Origin of the sequence: Mesobacillus subterraneus (assembly GCF_023715485.1) — a bacterium.
Lineage (GTDB): Bacteria > Bacillota > Bacilli > Bacillales > Cytobacillaceae > Mesobacillus > Mesobacillus subterraneus_B.
This window is the reverse complement of the sequence record NZ_JAMBOF010000001.1, coordinates 171,670-188,157: the sequence shown is the minus strand read 5'-3', so window position 1 is coordinate 188,157 and position 16,488 is coordinate 171,670. Positions and strand designations below refer to the sequence as shown.

Sequence of the window (16,488 nt, the reverse complement as noted above, 5' to 3'; positions counted from 1 at the left end):
ATAAAATAAAAGTCGAAAAGGCGCCAGCTTTTTTGCGCCTTTGAATAGTCTTCTTTTCGCCAAACAATTGTTCTGTATAATAATAATTATACCTTTTTTGCCTCCCTTTTTGGAAGCAATGCGCCCGTTAATTTTTCCCAAACAACCTGCAAAATGATAGGCGGAAGCATATGTTATTGTTGGCAGGTGATGAACGTGAAATCAATGACATTTTTTCATAAAGTGGCAATCTTGCTTACAATTAGCGCGATCATGGTCGCAAGCAATATTTATACGTTGATTCCCATCTATTCCTTGTTAGCAGAAGATCTGGCAATTACTGAATCCCATGTTGTCATGGCTGGCGGGCTGTTCACCCTATTCTATGCCTGCGGACTGTTGTCGTTTGGACCTATATCAGACTATACAGGGCGGAGGAAAATCCTTGTCTTCGGTCTTTTAGCATCGGCTCTGACTACGCTTGCTGTCGGCTTTTCAGCCGGTTCAATCAGCCTGTGGATTACCCGATCGCTGCAAGGGATGACTCTTGCGACCTTCGCCTCAGTCGCATTCGCTTATTCTTACGATTTATTTACTTTCCGTCAAAGAACGATTCTAGTGGTTTTAATCAATACTGGCTTTTTGATCGCCGGAATCTTTGGCCAGGTCGCCAGTGACTTCCTAGCCAATCTTTTTTCCTGGAACAGCGTCTATATTTTTTTCTCCGCGGTCTATTTCATTCTATTTGTCACTGCTTTTATTGTCCTTTCAGAATCACCCGCTCAAGCCGTGGACAGAAAACCTTTATCGCGAATCTTTTTTGAATTACTGAATGATCCTCGCTTGAGAAAGTGCTATATGATCACTTTTTCTCTTCTCTTTGCGATCATTGCCTTTTATGATGCCATCGGCCGATTTTTCTCCGGGCCTGCGTCCGATTTGCTGATGATTCGCCTTGTTGGATTGATTGGAGCTACCTTATCTCTTTTCACAGGAAAATTGATCGAAAAATGGGGAGAGCTAAAGACATTGATTTTCGGATTGGCCATCGGTTCTTCAAGCGCTGCCTTGCTGCTTTTTTTTCACACAACAGAAGCTTTGGTAGTGTTTTCTATTTTATTTGTCTCATCCATCTCGCTGGTCATCCCGACCGTGATTACGTTGATAGGCTTTTTCGGCGTCAGCCAGCGGGCCAAAGCACTTTCGCTCTATTCATTCATTCTTTTAATCGGCGCCAGTCTTGCTCCGCCTGCAGCAGCACTGTTGCCGTTTAATGGGGTTCTGCTGCTTTTATCCTTGCTGTTTATGTTTAATATTGTTTTGTGCTTATTTATAAAAGAAAAGGCATTCCGGTCGGCAGATGCCGGCTGAAATGCCTTTTCTTCAGATGCTGTTTGAAGTGGATATTCCCTATATATATTCCGAAATCAAGTACGGATATTCCTGAAAATACTCATATATTCCAAAATCCTGTTTATTAGCTAACTGGTTTCTGCTTTTTAACCAGTGCGTCTTCCTTCAGCTGCTTCTTGTCGATTTTCCCGATGTGAGTTTTGGGCATCCGGTTAATGAAATATATTTGTTTTGGAACTTTATAGCCTCCAAGCTTCTGCCTGCAATAAGCTTTGGCGTCATCCTCAGAAAGGGAGAGCCCCTCCTCCAAAACCACATAAGCGGTAACTACTTCACCCCACTTCTCATCCGGTACCCCAATCACGGCTGCTTCCTGAATCGAAGGGTGCGAATAAAGCCAGTGCTCGATTTCAAGAGGGTAGACATTTTCTCCGCCCGTGATGATCATTTCTTTTTTCCTGCCGACAATGTAGTAATAGCCATCTTCGTCTCTTTTGGCGAGGTCACCTGTAATCAGCCATCCATCCTTTAACGTGTCATCAGTCGCACCAGTATTTTTCCAGTAGTACGAGAATGAGTGATTTCCTTGAATCGCAAGCTCTCCAACCTCTCCTGGTCCAGTTTCATTGCCGTCCTCATTTAATATTTTTACCGAATTAAACAGCATCGGCTTGCCGACAGACCCTCTTTTCACATCCGCTTCAGAAGGGTCAATATAAAAATTATTCGGGCCCGCTTCCGTAAGTCCGTATCCCTCTTTGAACGCCATTCCTTTCTGCTTGAACGCTTCGTAGATTTCGAGCGGGCAAGGCGCGCCTCCTGATAAAAATATTTTCATATCCCTGAATTCTGCTTTGTGGAAGAGTTTCGATTTTACAAGCATATGATGCATCGTCGGGACGAACAGGACGATTGTACATTTAAACTTTATTAAATTCTCAATAGCCTTCTCCGGGATAAAGTCCCTCGCAAGCACAACCGTTCCGCCAGCCATCAGGATCGGGATCGAAAGAGCATTCAATCCGCCTGTATGGAACAGCGGCAAATATGTCACCGTCCTGTCTTCATGCGTCAGGTTCCAGCTCACAATCGTTGAGATACCATTCCAGATGATCGCACGGTGGGACAGGACCGCCCCTTTCGGGTTTCCGGTCGTCCCCCCTGTATAAATCATCGCAAGCGGGTCTTCTTCAACCACTGTTTCATTTTTGAATTGCAGGCCGGCACATTGGTCAATCAGCATTTTATAACGTGACCCATCAATGGGAATGCAGTGCTCCTCCTGCTCCCAGATCATTGTTACTTCCTTTGCAAAATTAGAATGAAAGGCCAAAATACTTGGCTCACTATCTTTTATAATATAGGCTATTTCATCAACGGACAGCCTCCAGTTAAGCGGAACAAAAATAGCGCCAATCTTACCGCATGCAAACAGCAAATCAAAATAACTAATCCCGTTCGGCGCCAGCAGAGCGACCCTGTCTCCCTTATTAACCCCTTCTTCCTGCAGCCAAATCGCGATTGCTTTAGCCCGATCGTTGACTTCCTTATAAGTCCAGGCTTGATTCGACTCGGCATCAGCAATTGCTGCAGCCTCCGGTGTCAATCTCGCTCTTGATTCCAGCCAATCGAGCTCACACCTCACCGCAATCTCTCCCTCTCTCGTTCTTGATAAATCCATTTTAGAAAATGAGAGTTACAGGATAGTTACAGTTTTCTTTGTTCGAAAAACAACATTTTATGCCGGAAACAGCCATAAAGAAACACCACAGCCTCTGGCTATGATGTCCTCCATTTAATATCTATTGAACTCGTCCTCTGTTAAAATTCCCATGTTTTTCACATGATTCTTTGCTTCGGCATCGCCAAGCTTATAGACCATCGCGTAAATTCCTTTCATCGTATTGTCATATTCAGCATGTTCCCGATCCGGTTCGTTGAAAGGAAGATGCGCATTGCCAAAAGTCGCCCAATCCGCTTTATAGTTTTCTCTAAGGTATTCGCGGAAATCCTTGATTTCCTCTCCGGTGGCGAATAGGGTAAAATGGCCCTCAGGCTCAGCAGGCTTGTCCAATACCTCGCCGCTTTCTATGTTAAAGTAGTATTTTTGCTTTGCTTCTTCCATGTACAGCACCTCGTTCATTTTTTAATTACTGTTTACCACTTTTGCGGGCGATTTAACCTTTTATTGTTTGGTAATTAAACGAGGTGGTGTGTAAGTCCTGAAAGTAAAGCTAATTTGCAATGCTCTCCCTCCAAACCAGTGATTATTTCTGCTCTTCTGAGATTGACCCAAGTAATCAAGCAGCTTTAATCCCGGTTTAATAGTTATAATAAATTTTCTTAAGCCCACTCTCAATCCCAAATAAAAAAAGCGCAACGAGTGCACTTTTTTAAATTACATCATGATACCGCCATCTACATGGAGGGTGGTGCCGTTTACATAATTGGATTCGTCTGACGCCAGGAATAGGTAGGCGTTTGCGATGTCTTGGGGCAATCCGAGTCTTCCAAGCGGGACGAGCATCTTCATTTGCTCTAGTACTTTCTCAGGTACTTTGGCAGTCATGCCAGTTTCGATGAAGCCTGGTGCTACTGCATTGACGTTGATCCCTTTGCGGCCCAGTTCTTTTGCCCAGGTCTTTGTCATCCCGACGACGCCTGCTTTTGTGGCAGCATAGTTGGTCTGCCCGACATTTCCATACACCCCGGATACAGAGGAAGTATTGATAATCTTCCCGGAACCTTGCTGGACCATGGCTGGCACTACAGCCTGGGCGCAATTGAACACACCAGTCAGGTTGACGTCAACGACCTTTTGGAAGTCCTCAACTGCAAGCTTGTGGAGCATCCCGTCCCTGGTGATGCCAGCATTGTTTATTAAAATATCAATCTTGCCAAAGTTGCCCAGAACGCTTTGGACCATTGTATCGACGCTGCTTCGGTCAGCGACGTTCACCTGAAAAAAGGCGACCTCAAAGCCTTCTTCCGTTAATTCTGCGGCACGCTGGGAACCTGTTGCCTCGTCAAAATCAGCCATCGCCACCTTTGCGCCTTCAACCGCAAAAGTCTTGGCCGCCGCGAGTCCGATTCCGTTCGCGGCTCCTGTAATAATTGCTACTTTATCTTTCAATCTCATAAAAGCACCTTCCTATTCAGCTAAAAATCCTTCAATTTCCTTTTGCAGCTGCTCTAAGTCATCCACTAACGGCGAATGTCCGCAATCCTTCAATTCCACAAATCTAGCGCGGCCCTCAAAATCTTCGACAATCTCAGCTGTCATTCGCTCTGTGACAACTAGGTCTCGATCGCCACGGAGCACGAGTACGGGAATTCTTATGTCTTTCACCTGGTCAGTGCCTTCCTTCAATCCATTATTGACAGCACTGATATTAAATGTGTTAAGAGAATAATAGACTTCTGCCAGATTGCGCTGGGTAAGCATATCATCGACATACTCATCATAATGGCTTTCTACGGGCTGGCGATGGGTATAGATAAGCATATTCCACATTGCCTTTAAAAACCCTCGATTTTCCTGGTCGTAAGCTGTTTGGACGGCGATTGTTTTTCCCGGATCCGCTTTTACATCCTCATAAGTCACAAGCCTGTTGTTCACATCCGGCAAACCTTCAGGGCTTGTTCCAAAGAATGGATATCCTCGTGTGGAGGCTGACGCGAGCAGAACAAGCTTGTCGCATAATCCAGGGTTATCCGCGACAAACTGCATTCCAACTGCCCCGCCTGTGGACCAGCCAATGACTGAAAAATCCTTCAGGCCAATCTCATCCACGAACCGTTTTACATCGTCAGAAAAATCCTTGATCGACATGATTGGCTTATGGTAGCTTGATTCACCAAACCCTCTCAAATCGAGAGCAACAATCTTATACTCAGGGTTCATTTCATCAATCAGCAAATCCCAATGCTTGGATGATGTCATGTTGCCGTGGATCAAAAGCACGTTTTTGACGCCGCCAGCCCGTTCCCGGTAAGCGATTGTCTCCCCGTTGGGCAAATCAATTTTTTTAATCTCAACTACCGTTGTTTCCATTACAACTCACCCTTCCCCCAGCGTATGGTTGTTGCTCCCCAGGCATAGCCGATCCCAGCACTGACGAGCACGGCTATATCGCCATCCTTCAGCTTCCCTGACTTTTCAGCCAGTTCCAGTGATAGAATCTGATCTATCTGGCCGATGTGCCCGTAATCTTCCAGATAAATTGAATTTGTGTCTTTCAGACCAAGCTCCCGCAAAACATAATCATGAGCGGACCTCTTCATATGAAGCATGCCGACGTAGGATATGTCTCGTTCTTTATAACCGCTTCTCTCAACTGAGTTCCTGATTACATCAAGGAAATTACCCATCGACTTTTTCTCGAGTCGTTCCTTCATTCCCTTAGGGTCAAGGACATCGAGCTGGTACAGTCCGCGCTCGAGATTCTCCCGAGACATTGGATTTTTCGTACCGCCTGCCACGACTACGACATCCTCGGAAAAAGAACCATCAGTAATCATTTCTGTTTCAAGCAGAAGATTCCCATCATGGCCTTTTTTCAATAAAATCGCACCGCCGCCCGCTCCAAGATTGTACATGAACCTCGTCCTCGGATTCTGATAATCTATGAAATCACCGTTGCGGTATCCGCCCGCAAGCAGGACTGTATTGATACATGAATCTGATAGCATCATTCCTTTTGCAAGCTTCAAGGCCATGACCGTCGTGCCGCATCTTAATGCGGCATCAAAAGCCCATGCGTTCCTGGCGCCGATTTCTTCCTGCAGTTTAATACCTGCGGTCCATAATGGATATTCCTTGTATTCCTCGCCTATGTAGATGACGAGGTCGATTCCCATCGGATCAATGCCTGCTTTGTCAATTGCAATACGGGCAGCCTTGATTCCCATCTCGCATGTATGGTCACCTGGTCCCGGCACCGGCTTTTTCTTGATTCCCATCTTTTCTTCCACAACTGCTTCAGGAATTCCTGCCAATCTCGCAATTTCCGCACCTGTAATATAGGTTTCAGGAAGATAAATCCCCGTACTGACAATTCCAATTTGCACCTGTACTTCCCTCCTTGAAAACCGCGACACTGCTTTTAACAGCAGTGCCTTGAGGATTTCGCAGTTATTGTAAACAGCAAAACTACGACTCTCCCACAATTTCCTTGATGAATTCCATCGCAGATTCGACGGAATCAAATAATGCTTCTTTTTCCTCCTGTACATGGGTGACCTTGACACGCCAGCATTTTGTGCCGCTGTCCGTTTCAATATCGGCGAGCTGGAAGCGAAGCACGAATGATGTGACTTGCTTCGTTACCATCATGAATCACCCTGGCTTACCGCTTCTGATTTAACCGGAGCGGACGTCTTTTTTTTCCTGCCGAATTTCAGCTTCTGCAAGGAACCGACGATGCCCATCGGGAAAAACATGACGGCCAGGATATAAATGATACCGAAAAAGATGATCCATCTTTCGAAAATCCAGTGGACTTTTGCCAGCTCTGTCAGCCAGTGATGTGAAAACTCGATGATCCCCGCACCGATGATGGCTCCGACAAGCGTTCCGACTCCTCCGATGATCGTCATCAGCAAAGCATCGAGCGTGATATCCATCGTGAACACACTCGTGTTTACAAATCGCAATGAAACAGCATATAAAATCCCAGCTATGCCGGCCAGTACTCCTGACACGACACTGGCAATGACCTTATACTGTAAAACGCTGTATCCAAGTGATTCCGTACGCTGCTCATTTTCCCTGATTGCCTGGAGCACCTTTCCGAGCGGGGAATTCGTGAACCTTTTTAACAAAATGAAAACAATCACCATTGAAGCAAGGCATATCAAGTAAAAGTCTGTCCGATCCCGCAAAAACTCTGGCACCCTGAACGTAAAACCGTCATTCCCATAAGTGACTGTCCGCCATTTTTCAGCGAGGACCAGGAACAGCCCGGCAAACGCCATTGTAAGCATTGCATAGAAATGGCTCTTCAGCCGCAGTGTCAGCAGGCCGACAATATAGCTGACAACCGCCGTCAATAAAATTGTTACCAATACAGCGAGCAGGAAGTAGCTTGTTTCGGGCTCAAATCGTTTCATGAATACGCCTACCGTGTAGGCACCAATTCCAAAAAACATCGCATGGCCAAATGAGACGATACCTGTATAGCCAAGCAGTATATCGTAGCTCATCGCCAGCACAGCAAAGATGAATACCTGAGAAAGCAGGATCAGCGTGCTTCTTGAATCATAGACAAACGGAAGCACAGCTAAAAACAATGCCACTATCATATAAAAAATATTCATCCGGTTGTTTGAAAAAACTTTTGTCATTGCCCGCTCACCCCTTTGCCCCGAACAAGCCCTGAGGCCTGAAAATTAACACGACGGCCATCAGCAGCATATTTGCCGCCAGCGCAAGGTCAGGGACATAATAGGCCATGAAAGACCCTGACAGACCGACTAAAATCGCAGCCATAACCGATCCAGAAAAGCTTCCCATTCCCCCGATAACAACTACGATGAACGCCAGGATCGCGAATTCCATGCCCATATCGGCATAAATGACGCCTGAATATGGTCCGAGAAGCATTCCGCCAAGGGCTGCCATGCCTGCCCCAATCATGAACACAAACATGAAGACCTTCTGGATGTTGATGCCCAGCGACTGGACCATTTCCTTGTTCATGACACCAGCACGGACCACGAGGCCGATTTTTGTCTTTTTAAGCAGGAATTGAACGAGCAGGAACACCGTAAATCCTACTGCGATAATGAATGCGCGGTATTTAATGATGATGACGTTGCCAACCTCCCAGCTTCCTGACAGGTAGTCTGGCGTTGTTGCCGAAATCTGGTTCGGTCCCCAAACCACTTTTAACATTTCAGATAAAACGAGCATCAAACCAAGGGTGATCAAAATTTGCTGGACGTGGTTCCCGTAAACAGGCTTAATGATCCAGCGCTCGGTAACGATACCAAGGATCATCCCAGCAATTATTGCTCCGATAATCCCGATTAGAAAACTGCCTGTGGAAGTATAAATCCAGATGCCGCTGTAGGCACCCCAGGCAAATAATCCGCCGTGGGCAAAATTAAGCACATCCATCAAGCCAAAGATCAAAGTCAGTCCGGCGGCCAGAAGGAAGATCAGCATTCCAGTGGCAAGGCCATTCAGGCTCAGGCTAATTAACACATCCATTCTTTCTTCCTCCTTCCCTATGCAATGCCGAGATATTTCCTGCGCATTTCTTCGTCATCCCTAAGGATATTCATTGAACCGTTTGAAACAGTCCGGCCGTCATCGATGATATAAAAGCTGTCGCCAATCGTGCTGGCCATCATGAAGTTTTGCTCGACAAGAATGATCGTTGTTTTTTCTTTCATTTGCTGGATCGATTCCATTACTTTCTCGACAACGATCGGTGCAAGGCCCTTGCTTGGCTCGTCAATCAGCAGAAGTTCATTGTCGTTGACATACGCCCGCGCAATCGCAAGCATCTGTTTTTGTCCGCCACTTAGAAGTCCGCCAGGCTTTTTCCAAAACTTCTTCAAGTCAGGGAAGAGATTAAGGATCCAATCCAGCCGCTGGCGTGTCTCATCATTTTCTTTTTTAACGGCCACCTTTATATTTTCTTCGACTGTAAGATCCGCAAAAATCCCCTGGTCTTCAGGAACGTAGCCTATCCCTTGATTTGCGATTGAGTAGGTCGCCAATCCCTTGATCTCTCCCCCTTTATATTGAATCGAGCCTTTTGAAGCCTGGTTCAAGCCCATGATCGTCCTTAAGGTAGTCGTTTTGCCTGCGCCGTTCCGGCCCAGCAGGACGGTTACTTCTCCCTTCGGCACTTCAAATGAAACACCCTGAAGGATATGGTACTGGCCGATGAACGTTTCGACCTGGTCAAGCTTTAGCAGTGTGCTCACTATGCAAACCTCCCAAATATGCAGACTGGACCATTTCATTTTTCATTATTTCTTCAGGTGTTCCATCGGCCAGAAGGGCACCGTTGAACAACACCATGATTGAATCGGAAAGGTCCATGATCATATCCATTTTGTGCTCGATCAAGATGATTGTCCGATCGCCCCGTTGTTTAATTTTTCGGATTACATCAAGGATCGCTGGCACCTCCTCGAGCGACATGCCCGCGGTCGGTTCATCTAGCAAGAGCACCTCGGTATTCAGGGCAAGCAGCATCGCGATCTCAAGCTTCCTTTTTTCACCGTGCGCAAGATTCCGTGCGAGCGCATCCTTTTTGTCATCTAGCAGAACGAGCTTCAGCCACTCTTCTGCCTCCTGTTCGAATTTATCGAAAGACCGGAAGTGCTTCAGCATTTGATAGCGGACACCTGCATGTGACTGGACAGCAAGCCGGACATTTTCCATTACGGTCAGATTCGGGAATACGTTGGTAATCTGGAAGGACCTGCCGATCCCTGCCCTCGTCCTTTTAGTTGGAGAGAGCTTTGTGATTTCGCTTCCTTTATACAAGACCTGTCCTTTTGACGGCATAAGCTGGCCGCTCAGGAGGTTAAAGAATGTCGTTTTCCCTGCCCCGTTCGGTCCGATGATCGATTTAAAATGGTTATGTGGGACCGCAATGCTGACAGAATCCACTGCCGTATGGCCTCCAAAAGTAATGCTCAAGTCTTTTGTCTCTAAAATTGCCGTCATCTGGTTCACCACCCTGGATTTGATTAAAATGAGTCCAATGAGATTGCGGAAAATCAGCCATTTGAAAAAACATAATGAACTCCGGCTGGTTTACCGAAGTTCATTATGATTGCTGTTAGTTGCGGACAGGAGGAGCAGTTTCTTCAGGAGAAAGTTCACGGATCAGGACCGGAACTGGATAATCTACTCCATCCTTTTTCTCAAGCTTGATTGCGTATAGTGCCTGAAGCGCCTGATGGTCTTCTTCACGGAAAGTCATCTTGCCTTTTGGCGTATCAAAGCTCATCCCTTCCATCGTTTTGATTAATTTCTTGGAGTCGGTATCTCCCTCTGTTTTCTTCAGTGCTTCTACAATGGCCATTGCGGCGCTCATTCCGCCTGGAGTAAATAAGTCTGGAAGCTCACCGTTAAAACGCTTTTTATGTTCTTCGACGAGCCATTTGTTAATATCATTTTGCGGAAGATCATGGTAGTAAACAGTGAAGCCTTCCATGCCAACCAGCGGCTGCATAGTAGCAAGGGCAGCAATATCAGGAGCACCCGTTGAGATTTTAATTCCTTTTTCCTGGACCTTCATGTCTGCAATCTGGTTCCATGGAGAATTAGCGCCGGCCCATACTACAAATAAGTAATCTGGCTTTTTATCAACAATCTTTTGAATATTAGATGTGAAATCAGTTGCAGCTGGATCTGCGTATTCTTCATGAATGATCTCTGCACCCAATTTTTCGGCAGCCTCTTTAAATGCCGCAACACCATCACGTCCAAAAGCGTAATCAGGAGCAAGAGTTGCAATCTTTACGCCTTTCTTTGCAATCGCCGCAGCTCCTGCCACTGCATCCTGCGAGGAGTTACGTGCCGTACGGAAAATATATTCATTGAATTCAGATCCTGTAATGCTGTCTGCAACCGCTGGTTCAACAACCATGATCTTTTCATATTCCTCGGCTAATGGCAGTACAGCCAGAGTGTCACCTGAACTTGATGACCCGACAAGGAAGTCAACTTTATCTTCTTCAAGAAGCTTAGTCGCTTTCTGGACAGCCACTTCCGGTTTCGTTTCCGTATCTTCTACGATGAATTCAATTTTACGGCCGGCTACTTCGTTTGTTCCGTCAGTCGCATATTCCAGCCCAAGTTCGAATCCGCGGAGCGTTTGCTTGCCATAAGCCTCAAGTCCGCCAGTTTGAGATGCAAGGACACCAATCTTGATCGGTTCGCTATTCTTTGGTTCGTCTTTTCCATCTTTCCCTGCAGTACCTCCCGATTTCTCTGTTCCCGATCCACTGCAGGCACTTGCAAACAACAAGACAAAAATTAGGATAAAAGATAAAGCAATATTCCGTTTTGCAGCTTTCATTTCCTTTCCCCCTTCAATATGATTACAAAGCTCACGAAGCTTTGACATCATCTTAAGTAACTGCAGTTACAAATGAGTTACACGGGCAAGAGAGCTTTTGCCAATCCTGAAAAGGCAGGGGAACTTGAAGACCTTTGAGCTTAAACCAGTGAAAAGTTCAATTGAATCATGTGGAAAATTCAGTAGAGTATAGGTTTATATGAAACTTACTGGGACATTATTCCGTATTCATATAAGAAGCACAAAGGAGGCAGCGGCCATGGATTCTGTATTCGTCATACTAGGGAGCATTTTCGCGTTCTTGTTTATTGTGTCAACTGCAATCATGACACCCATCCAGTATAGGTATATAAAAGAAATGAAGAAATTGAAGGAAGAACAGAAGTTGTCACAAAATGAAGTGTTTGAAAAAATGCCTGTCCAGGAAGAGGTCCTGCATATGAACCTCCAGTCGAATGTATTATTCATTCCAGCTAGTATTCTGGCAGGGTTGATTTATAAATATCGCTATCGTTAATGAGGCTGTTTTCGCATAGATTGTTGTTTTTCGACCTTTGTTTCCATCACACATTCTTCTTAACTTCGAGCTTTTTTCGAAGAGGTTGCTGAACAGGGAATACAAGATTAAAACTCATAAAAATCCATATACCAATTTTTACTTTTGGTTGTAAAAGAAACAAGTTTACGAAAAGAGCCTTAAAAAAACAATAAAAATGAGGTATGAGATGTGATTCTTCATTTACCACAGAGTATAAACAAATTTTTCTGGACTTTGTTTCCTTTTATATTTATCATCCATAGTTGCTATAAATTCTTCTTTTCTTTAGAACTTCAGATGTATGGGTTGAACGAACTTGAGGATTTAGGGAGACTGCTGTTCGAACTCGGCGTAAGTGCCTGTGAAAGTGCCTTGATGGTCATTTTTATTTGGACTTTATTTAAGGTATCGAAGAAAGTTAAGGACCATAACGGCGGAGCTCGATAAAAAAAGTATCCCCTCATATTTTTATGGCAATAATTAGACTGAATTGCCTAAAAATATGGAGGGGATTTTCTATGAAAGGTATCTATTTTATCAATGAACAGATTCATATAAACGATCTTTCACGTGATGAGAGTATTGAAATTCAAAAACAGGCTTTGCTGAATTATATCCAGGAAAAAGGTATGGAGCCAATAAAGTTGAATCCATATCAACTGAACCCACATTATTCGATCCCGCACGCCCTTCTCTATGACTTAAGACGGCATAAAAGGCAGGTCGATTGCCTGCTGATGTATTCAAATGAATCAATAGAGGACTTTGTCGTCACCTATCCTGCGAGGTGGCTGATACTCAAAAGTTATTTCGACCGGATTTTGACTGCAGTTTAGAGTCTAATAGGGAAACTTCAATAACCATCTGTGCCACCAAAAGCAATGCAGTATCCGTCCACGTCCTTAACTGCAAATTCCTTCCATGGACCATTATTTTCATCAACCCATGGCTCAATTGCGATGGCAGCGCCCTTTTCCTTGAATTCAAGATAAAGCTCATCAAGTGACTGCCAATCCTCTACATAGCAATAAACGTCGAAACCATGCTCCACACCTTTTGCAGGAGGATTTGGCTTGACATCCTTGGGATCATTTGCCTGAAGCAGCTTTATTGCCAGCCCGGTAAAATCATCCCGGATTACCCACCAATCCGTAACTTCGCAGCCTAAAACATCCGAATAGAACACCTTTGCTCTTTCAATATCTGTAACAAGTAAAACTTTCAATGAACTATGAATCTGACTTTTTTTCTCCATTAAGCGTCCTCCTGTATTTCATTCCTGGCCGCAGAGATTTACTGATTATTTCCCTCGAGGATCATCTCATACATATGCCTTGTTGGCTCAAGTGGACTAACGCCAAGCTCCTGCTCAAGCACTTCGCAGCACTTTTTGTACCATTTGATTGCCTGTGGCCGATTGTTTTTCCGGTAATAGCAAAACATTAATAATCGATAGGCTTCTTCCCATGTCCTGTCTTTCTGGAGGATTTTCTGGCACCAGTGAATACCAGAATCATAGTTTTCCCTTCTTACGCTAAGCTGTGCCAGCTTCTCGGCGCTGCGCAAAAAGTAGACGAGCAGCCGTTCCCGTTCATTGATACACCAATCTTCATATCTTCGATCCGGCAAGAAGTCACCGTTATACAAAAACAAGGCTTTTTCAAGGTCCTCAATTGATTTCTCCACAGTTCTTTCTTCTAATCCAGCTTCTGCCCACTCTTCGAACAATTGTGAATCTACATCGAGCGCTGCCTGTGGATTGATTCCGTACCCGGTCCCTTCCCTAATGATGAAGAATGGTGTCGACCTTGCCTTACGGGCTGGTTCAAGTACATTATTCAATGCATTCAAAGCCACTTTGAAATCCCTGTCAGCATTTTTTCCTTCGTGTTCCGGCCAGAGGATCTGGAAAATGTCCTCTTTCATGAGGAACTGGTTTCTTTTTGTCAAAAATAGCTGAAAAAGCTCTTTTGCCTTCCCTCTTTGCCAATCCCTTTCCTCTACTTCCCTGTCGCCAAGCCAAATCCTGAATTGTCCGAGCGTCTGGACCTTCAAGGTATAGCCTGGATGCGCACTTAGACGTGGTAGCTTCATATCCTCTAATAGTTTTTCAGCATACGAGGGTACAATCGATTTCTTTACTGCTTCAATCAGCATTGGCGCGAACACCTGCAAATCTCTTGGCCCAAAAGTAGTCCGCTTCTTCAGGAAGAATTCATATCCTCCAGATTTCATCAATTTTAAAAAGCTGGTGAACGCAGCTTTGAATTCCTGCTCATCATTGATAGTGAAAAGGAAAAATGACTTCCAAAACGAAAGCAGCATTTTCCCATATTCATCACCGCACTGGCGGAAAAGCTCCTCTGCATTCCGAAGATCCTCAACGGCTTCCTGGAACTTATTGTTATGGATCGCGGCTATCGCCATGCAAAGCGTAATCCATGCCGAAAGCCAGATATCCTTCACCTGTTCAGTCTCCAGCAGCGCTTTTCTTCCCGCTTCCGCGGCCCGTTCATACTCACGCCTGCTTCCATAAAGGATGCAGAGCCCCATGAGCGGTTCTGCTTTCCCTCTTTCCATATTGAGGCGACCCATGATATCGAGCGCCGTTTCATAACACTTTTCAGCGAGCTGGAGGTCATACTGGTCAATCAATTGTACAGCATGCCCCATTCTGATCCATCCACAGGCTTCTACAAATGGAGCCTGAACTTTGATTCCTTGCTGGATTCCAGATTGAGACAATGCCTTTGCATGAACGCCATTTCCTGTAAAAGCTTCAATAAGCGCGAGGAGTAAATCTGTCTCTCTATGCGATTGGGGCAAGAGCTGCTTATCAACCGATTCATGGACATCCTTTACAGAGGTTAAAATCCTCCTGGACTCTTCAAAACGGCCTGTCCTCAGGTAAAGCCTTGCTTCAAGATGGCCATCAATTATTGGAACTCCCATTGCCCTTGCCCGTTCGATCCATTTTTCCGCCTTCAATGCCTGCCCCGAATTGATCAGGTTTTCAGCAAGCAGTCGATAGAGCCTTCCCGTTTCCTCCGCCGAACCTTCAACGAGCGCCTTTTCACGAAGTTCTATCGCCTGCGCAAGAATCCGTTCCGCTTTGAGAGGTTGAATTGTATCGAGGTAGATTTTCGCTTTCCCTTCGAGCGCCTTCGATTTCCACTCCATGTCACCCAGCCTGTCAGCTGTTTGGATGGCAAGGTCATAGCTAGCTTCTGCCTGCTTATATAATGAACGGTACCGGTACACTTCTCCTTCCAGGAACAAAAGCGTACAGTAGCGAACTTTTTCCTGCAAAGGAATATTGGAGAGGCGCTCATTCAGATTCTCAAGTTTTCCTCGCTCGAGCAGTTCCATCCCCTGTTCATTCATGATTGCCGCTGCTGCGTCGTATTGACCGTTTTTTTCATAGCAATATAAAGCTTCTTCCCAAAGTCCCTTTCTTTCGAAGTAGCGGGCACTGTTCAGCATCAGATGCTTGTATTGCTCTGGCTGGTTGATGATCAGCCTGTCCTCCAAAAATTCACGGAACAATGCATGATACCTGAACTGATGGTCTCCAACCTGATGAATGAACAAATTTTTCGCAGTCAGCTGCTGAAGCATCTGAATTGATCCGTTCATGCCGAGGACGTTATCACATACATCTGTGCTTATTTCTTCGAAAATGCTTGTTTGCTCAAGGAATTGCTGGATCATCGGCGGCTGTTTTGAAAACACTTCAAAAACAAGGTACTGGAATAAATCATCCAGCGATTTTGAAGGCTCTGCTAATAGTTCGTCAAGACTCTGTAAATGCGGAATTTGCTGGGCGATCATTCCAATCGCAATAACCCAGCCTTCCGTTATATCATAAAGCTGGTCGATCTGTTCCTCAGTGATTTCAAGCTGATAATAGTCGGACAGCAATAATTCGATTTCTTCTTTGCCAAAAATCAGATCCACTTTTGAAAGCTCGTTCAGCTCATTTTTTACTTTCATTTTCGCAAGGATTCTCCACCCCGGTCTCGTCCTGGTTGAGAGGACTAGATGGAGGTTGCCTGGCATATGCTCCAGCAATTTTTCAACCCATACATTGATATGATAGGAATGTTCGATTGCATGGAAGTCGTCCAGGATGATGGTAATCGGTGTTTGTATTTGGAGGATTTCATTGATGAAAATTGAACAAAGCATGCTTAGTTCTTCTTCTCTTATGTAACGGTCCATCTTTTTCGTATAAGATGACAATTCATGCCCAAAGTCGGGGAACACGGTTTGAATCGAGGCAGTCAAGTAAGACAGGAATGGAAGGATATCATCATCCGATGAGGTGATTGTATACCAGCAGCACGTCTGGTTCTCATCTTTGACAAACATTGCTAGCGCAGTGCTTTTGCCGTAACCTGCACCGGCCTGGATAATTGTCAGCGGTTTTTCGGTAATCGCTTTCATTTTTTTCGAAAATTTGGCACGACGAATCCATTGATCCTGCAAGTTAGGAACAATTAATTTTGTTTTGATTAACGGCAATGTTCCCTGCATAAAATCTCCGCCCTGTTTTCGTAATATTGATAC

General features: G+C 45.0%; 16 protein-coding genes. 3 read left to right on the top strand and 13 right to left on the bottom strand.

Translation table 11 applies throughout. The annotated features are described in order from the left end of the window. The first annotated feature begins 189 nt into the window (after nt 1-189). On the top strand, nt 190-1,350 hold the full coding sequence (locus M3204_RS00980; protein WP_435367713.1) for an MFS transporter: 1,161 nt from the start codon (nt 190-192) through the stop codon (nt 1,348-1,350). A 106-nt stretch (nt 1,351-1,456) separates the two neighbouring features. Here the strand turns inward: M3204_RS00980 and M3204_RS00975 are convergent, their stop codons facing one another. The 11 genes from M3204_RS00975 to M3204_RS00925 all read right to left on the bottom strand — a co-directional run bounded on the left by M3204_RS00975 (nt 1,457) and on the right by M3204_RS00925 (nt 11,381). Continuing rightward, nucleotides 1,457-2,977, bottom strand: a complete 1,521-nt coding sequence (locus M3204_RS00975; protein ID WP_251477232.1) for a class I adenylate-forming enzyme family protein — start codon at nt 2,975-2,977, stop codon at nt 1,457-1,459. Between the two features lie 150 nt (nt 2,978-3,127). Beyond that, entirely contained in the window at nt 3,128-3,457 is a 330-nt protein-coding gene (locus M3204_RS00970; protein WP_251477229.1) for a hydrolase, read from the bottom strand. Nucleotides 3,458-3,730: 273 nt separating this feature from the next. Beyond that, complete coding sequence (gene fabG, locus M3204_RS00965; RefSeq protein ID WP_251477227.1) at nt 3,731-4,471, bottom strand: 3-oxoacyl-ACP reductase FabG; 741 nt, start codon at nt 4,469-4,471, stop codon at nt 3,731-3,733. Nucleotides 4,472-4,483: 12 nt separating this feature from the next. Continuing rightward, the gene (gene phaZ, locus M3204_RS00960; protein WP_251477224.1) at nt 4,484-5,386 is read right to left on the bottom strand and encodes an intracellular short-chain-length polyhydroxyalkanoate depolymerase; all 903 of its coding nucleotides are present in this window, start codon (nt 5,384-5,386) and stop codon (nt 4,484-4,486) included. Continuing rightward, complete coding sequence (locus M3204_RS00955; RefSeq protein WP_251477221.1) at nt 5,386-6,402, bottom strand: 3-oxoacyl-ACP synthase; 1,017 nt, start codon at nt 6,400-6,402, stop codon at nt 5,386-5,388. Before M3204_RS00955 ends, phaZ begins: the two co-directional genes overlap by 1 nt. Before the next feature lie 82 nt (nt 6,403-6,484). Further along, nucleotides 6,485-6,667, bottom strand: a complete 183-nt coding sequence (locus M3204_RS00950; RefSeq protein WP_251477219.1) for a hypothetical protein — start codon at nt 6,665-6,667, stop codon at nt 6,485-6,487. After that, nucleotides 6,664-7,677, bottom strand: coding sequence for a branched-chain amino acid ABC transporter permease (locus M3204_RS00945; RefSeq protein WP_251477217.1), 1,014 nt, complete (start codon nt 7,675-7,677; stop codon nt 6,664-6,666). The genes M3204_RS00950 and M3204_RS00945 overlap by 4 nt, the downstream gene beginning before the upstream one ends. Nucleotides 7,678-7,684: 7 nt before the next feature. Next, entirely contained in the window at nt 7,685-8,545 is an 861-nt protein-coding gene (locus tag M3204_RS00940; protein ID WP_251477215.1) for a branched-chain amino acid ABC transporter permease, read from the bottom strand. Nucleotides 8,546-8,562: 17 nt separating this feature from the next. Continuing rightward, nucleotides 8,563-9,270, bottom strand: a complete 708-nt coding sequence (locus M3204_RS00935) for an ABC transporter ATP-binding protein (RefSeq protein ID WP_251477213.1) — start codon at nt 9,268-9,270, stop codon at nt 8,563-8,565. Beyond that, the gene (locus M3204_RS00930) at nt 9,248-10,021 is read right to left on the bottom strand and encodes an ABC transporter ATP-binding protein (RefSeq protein ID WP_251477211.1); all 774 of its coding nucleotides are present in this window, start codon (nt 10,019-10,021) and stop codon (nt 9,248-9,250) included. Before M3204_RS00930 ends, M3204_RS00935 begins: the two co-directional genes overlap by 23 nt. A gap of 115 nt (nt 10,022-10,136) precedes the next feature. Next, nucleotides 10,137-11,381: a substrate-binding domain-containing protein gene (locus tag M3204_RS00925; protein WP_251477210.1), complete on the bottom strand. Its 1,245-nt coding sequence runs from the start codon at nt 11,379-11,381 to the stop codon at nt 10,137-10,139. A 259-nt stretch (nt 11,382-11,640) separates the two neighbouring features. Here M3204_RS00925 and M3204_RS00920 point away from each other — a divergent pair, with 259 nt between their 5' ends. Next, complete coding sequence (locus tag M3204_RS00920) at nt 11,641-11,898, top strand: DUF3949 domain-containing protein (protein ID WP_251477209.1); 258 nt, start codon at nt 11,641-11,643, stop codon at nt 11,896-11,898. A 539-nt stretch (nt 11,899-12,437) separates the two neighbouring features. Next, a complete protein-coding gene (locus tag M3204_RS00915; RefSeq protein WP_251477208.1) occupies nt 12,438-12,755 on the top strand; it encodes a hypothetical protein in 318 nt (105 codons plus the stop codon). Nucleotides 12,756-12,772: 17 nt separating this feature from the next. Here M3204_RS00915 and M3204_RS00910 read toward each other — a convergent pair whose 3' ends face one another. Then, a complete protein-coding gene (locus tag M3204_RS00910; RefSeq protein ID WP_251477207.1) occupies nt 12,773-13,174 on the bottom strand; it encodes a VOC family protein in 402 nt (133 codons plus the stop codon). Between the two features lie 38 nt (nt 13,175-13,212). Further along, nucleotides 13,213-16,455 carry a BTAD domain-containing putative transcriptional regulator gene (locus tag M3204_RS00905; RefSeq protein WP_251477206.1) on the bottom strand — a complete coding sequence of 1,081 codons (3,243 nt, stop codon included), beginning with the start codon at nt 16,453-16,455 and terminating at the stop codon, nt 13,213-13,215. Nucleotides 16,456-16,488 lie beyond the last annotated feature (33 nt).

Excerpts from the sequence above, each read along its gene's own strand:
- M3204_RS00940 (WP_251477215.1), bottom strand. The coding sequence starts at position 8,545 with ATGGATGTGTTAATTAGCCTGAGCCTGAATGGCCTTGCCACTGGAATG.
- M3204_RS00915 (WP_251477208.1), top strand. The coding sequence starts at position 12,438 with ATGAAAGGTATCTATTTTATCAATGAACAGATTCATATAAACGATCTT.
- M3204_RS00905 (WP_251477206.1), bottom strand. The coding sequence starts at position 16,455 with ATGCAGGGAACATTGCCGTTAATCAAAACAAAATTAATTGTTCCTAAC.
- M3204_RS00970 (WP_251477229.1), bottom strand. The coding sequence starts at position 3,457 with ATGGAAGAAGCAAAGCAAAAATACTACTTTAACATAGAAAGCGGCGAG.
- fabG (WP_251477227.1), bottom strand. The coding sequence starts at position 4,471 with ATGAGATTGAAAGATAAAGTAGCAATTATTACAGGAGCCGCGAACGGA.
- M3204_RS00980 (WP_435367713.1), top strand. The coding sequence starts at position 190 with ATGAACGTGAAATCAATGACATTTTTTCATAAAGTGGCAATCTTGCTT.
- M3204_RS00910 (WP_251477207.1), bottom strand. The coding sequence starts at position 13,174 with ATGGAGAAAAAAAGTCAGATTCATAGTTCATTGAAAGTTTTACTTGTT.
- M3204_RS00920 (WP_251477209.1), top strand. The coding sequence starts at position 11,641 with ATGGATTCTGTATTCGTCATACTAGGGAGCATTTTCGCGTTCTTGTTT.
- M3204_RS00950 (WP_251477219.1), bottom strand. The coding sequence starts at position 6,667 with ATGATGGTAACGAAGCAAGTCACATCATTCGTGCTTCGCTTCCAGCTC.
- phaZ (WP_251477224.1), bottom strand. The coding sequence starts at position 5,386 with ATGGAAACAACGGTAGTTGAGATTAAAAAAATTGATTTGCCCAACGGG.
- M3204_RS00945 (WP_251477217.1), bottom strand. The coding sequence starts at position 7,677 with ATGACAAAAGTTTTTTCAAACAACCGGATGAATATTTTTTATATGATA.
- M3204_RS00925 (WP_251477210.1), bottom strand. The coding sequence starts at position 11,381 with ATGAAAGCTGCAAAACGGAATATTGCTTTATCTTTTATCCTAATTTTT.
- M3204_RS00930 (WP_251477211.1), bottom strand. The coding sequence starts at position 10,021 with ATGACGGCAATTTTAGAGACAAAAGACTTGAGCATTACTTTTGGAGGC.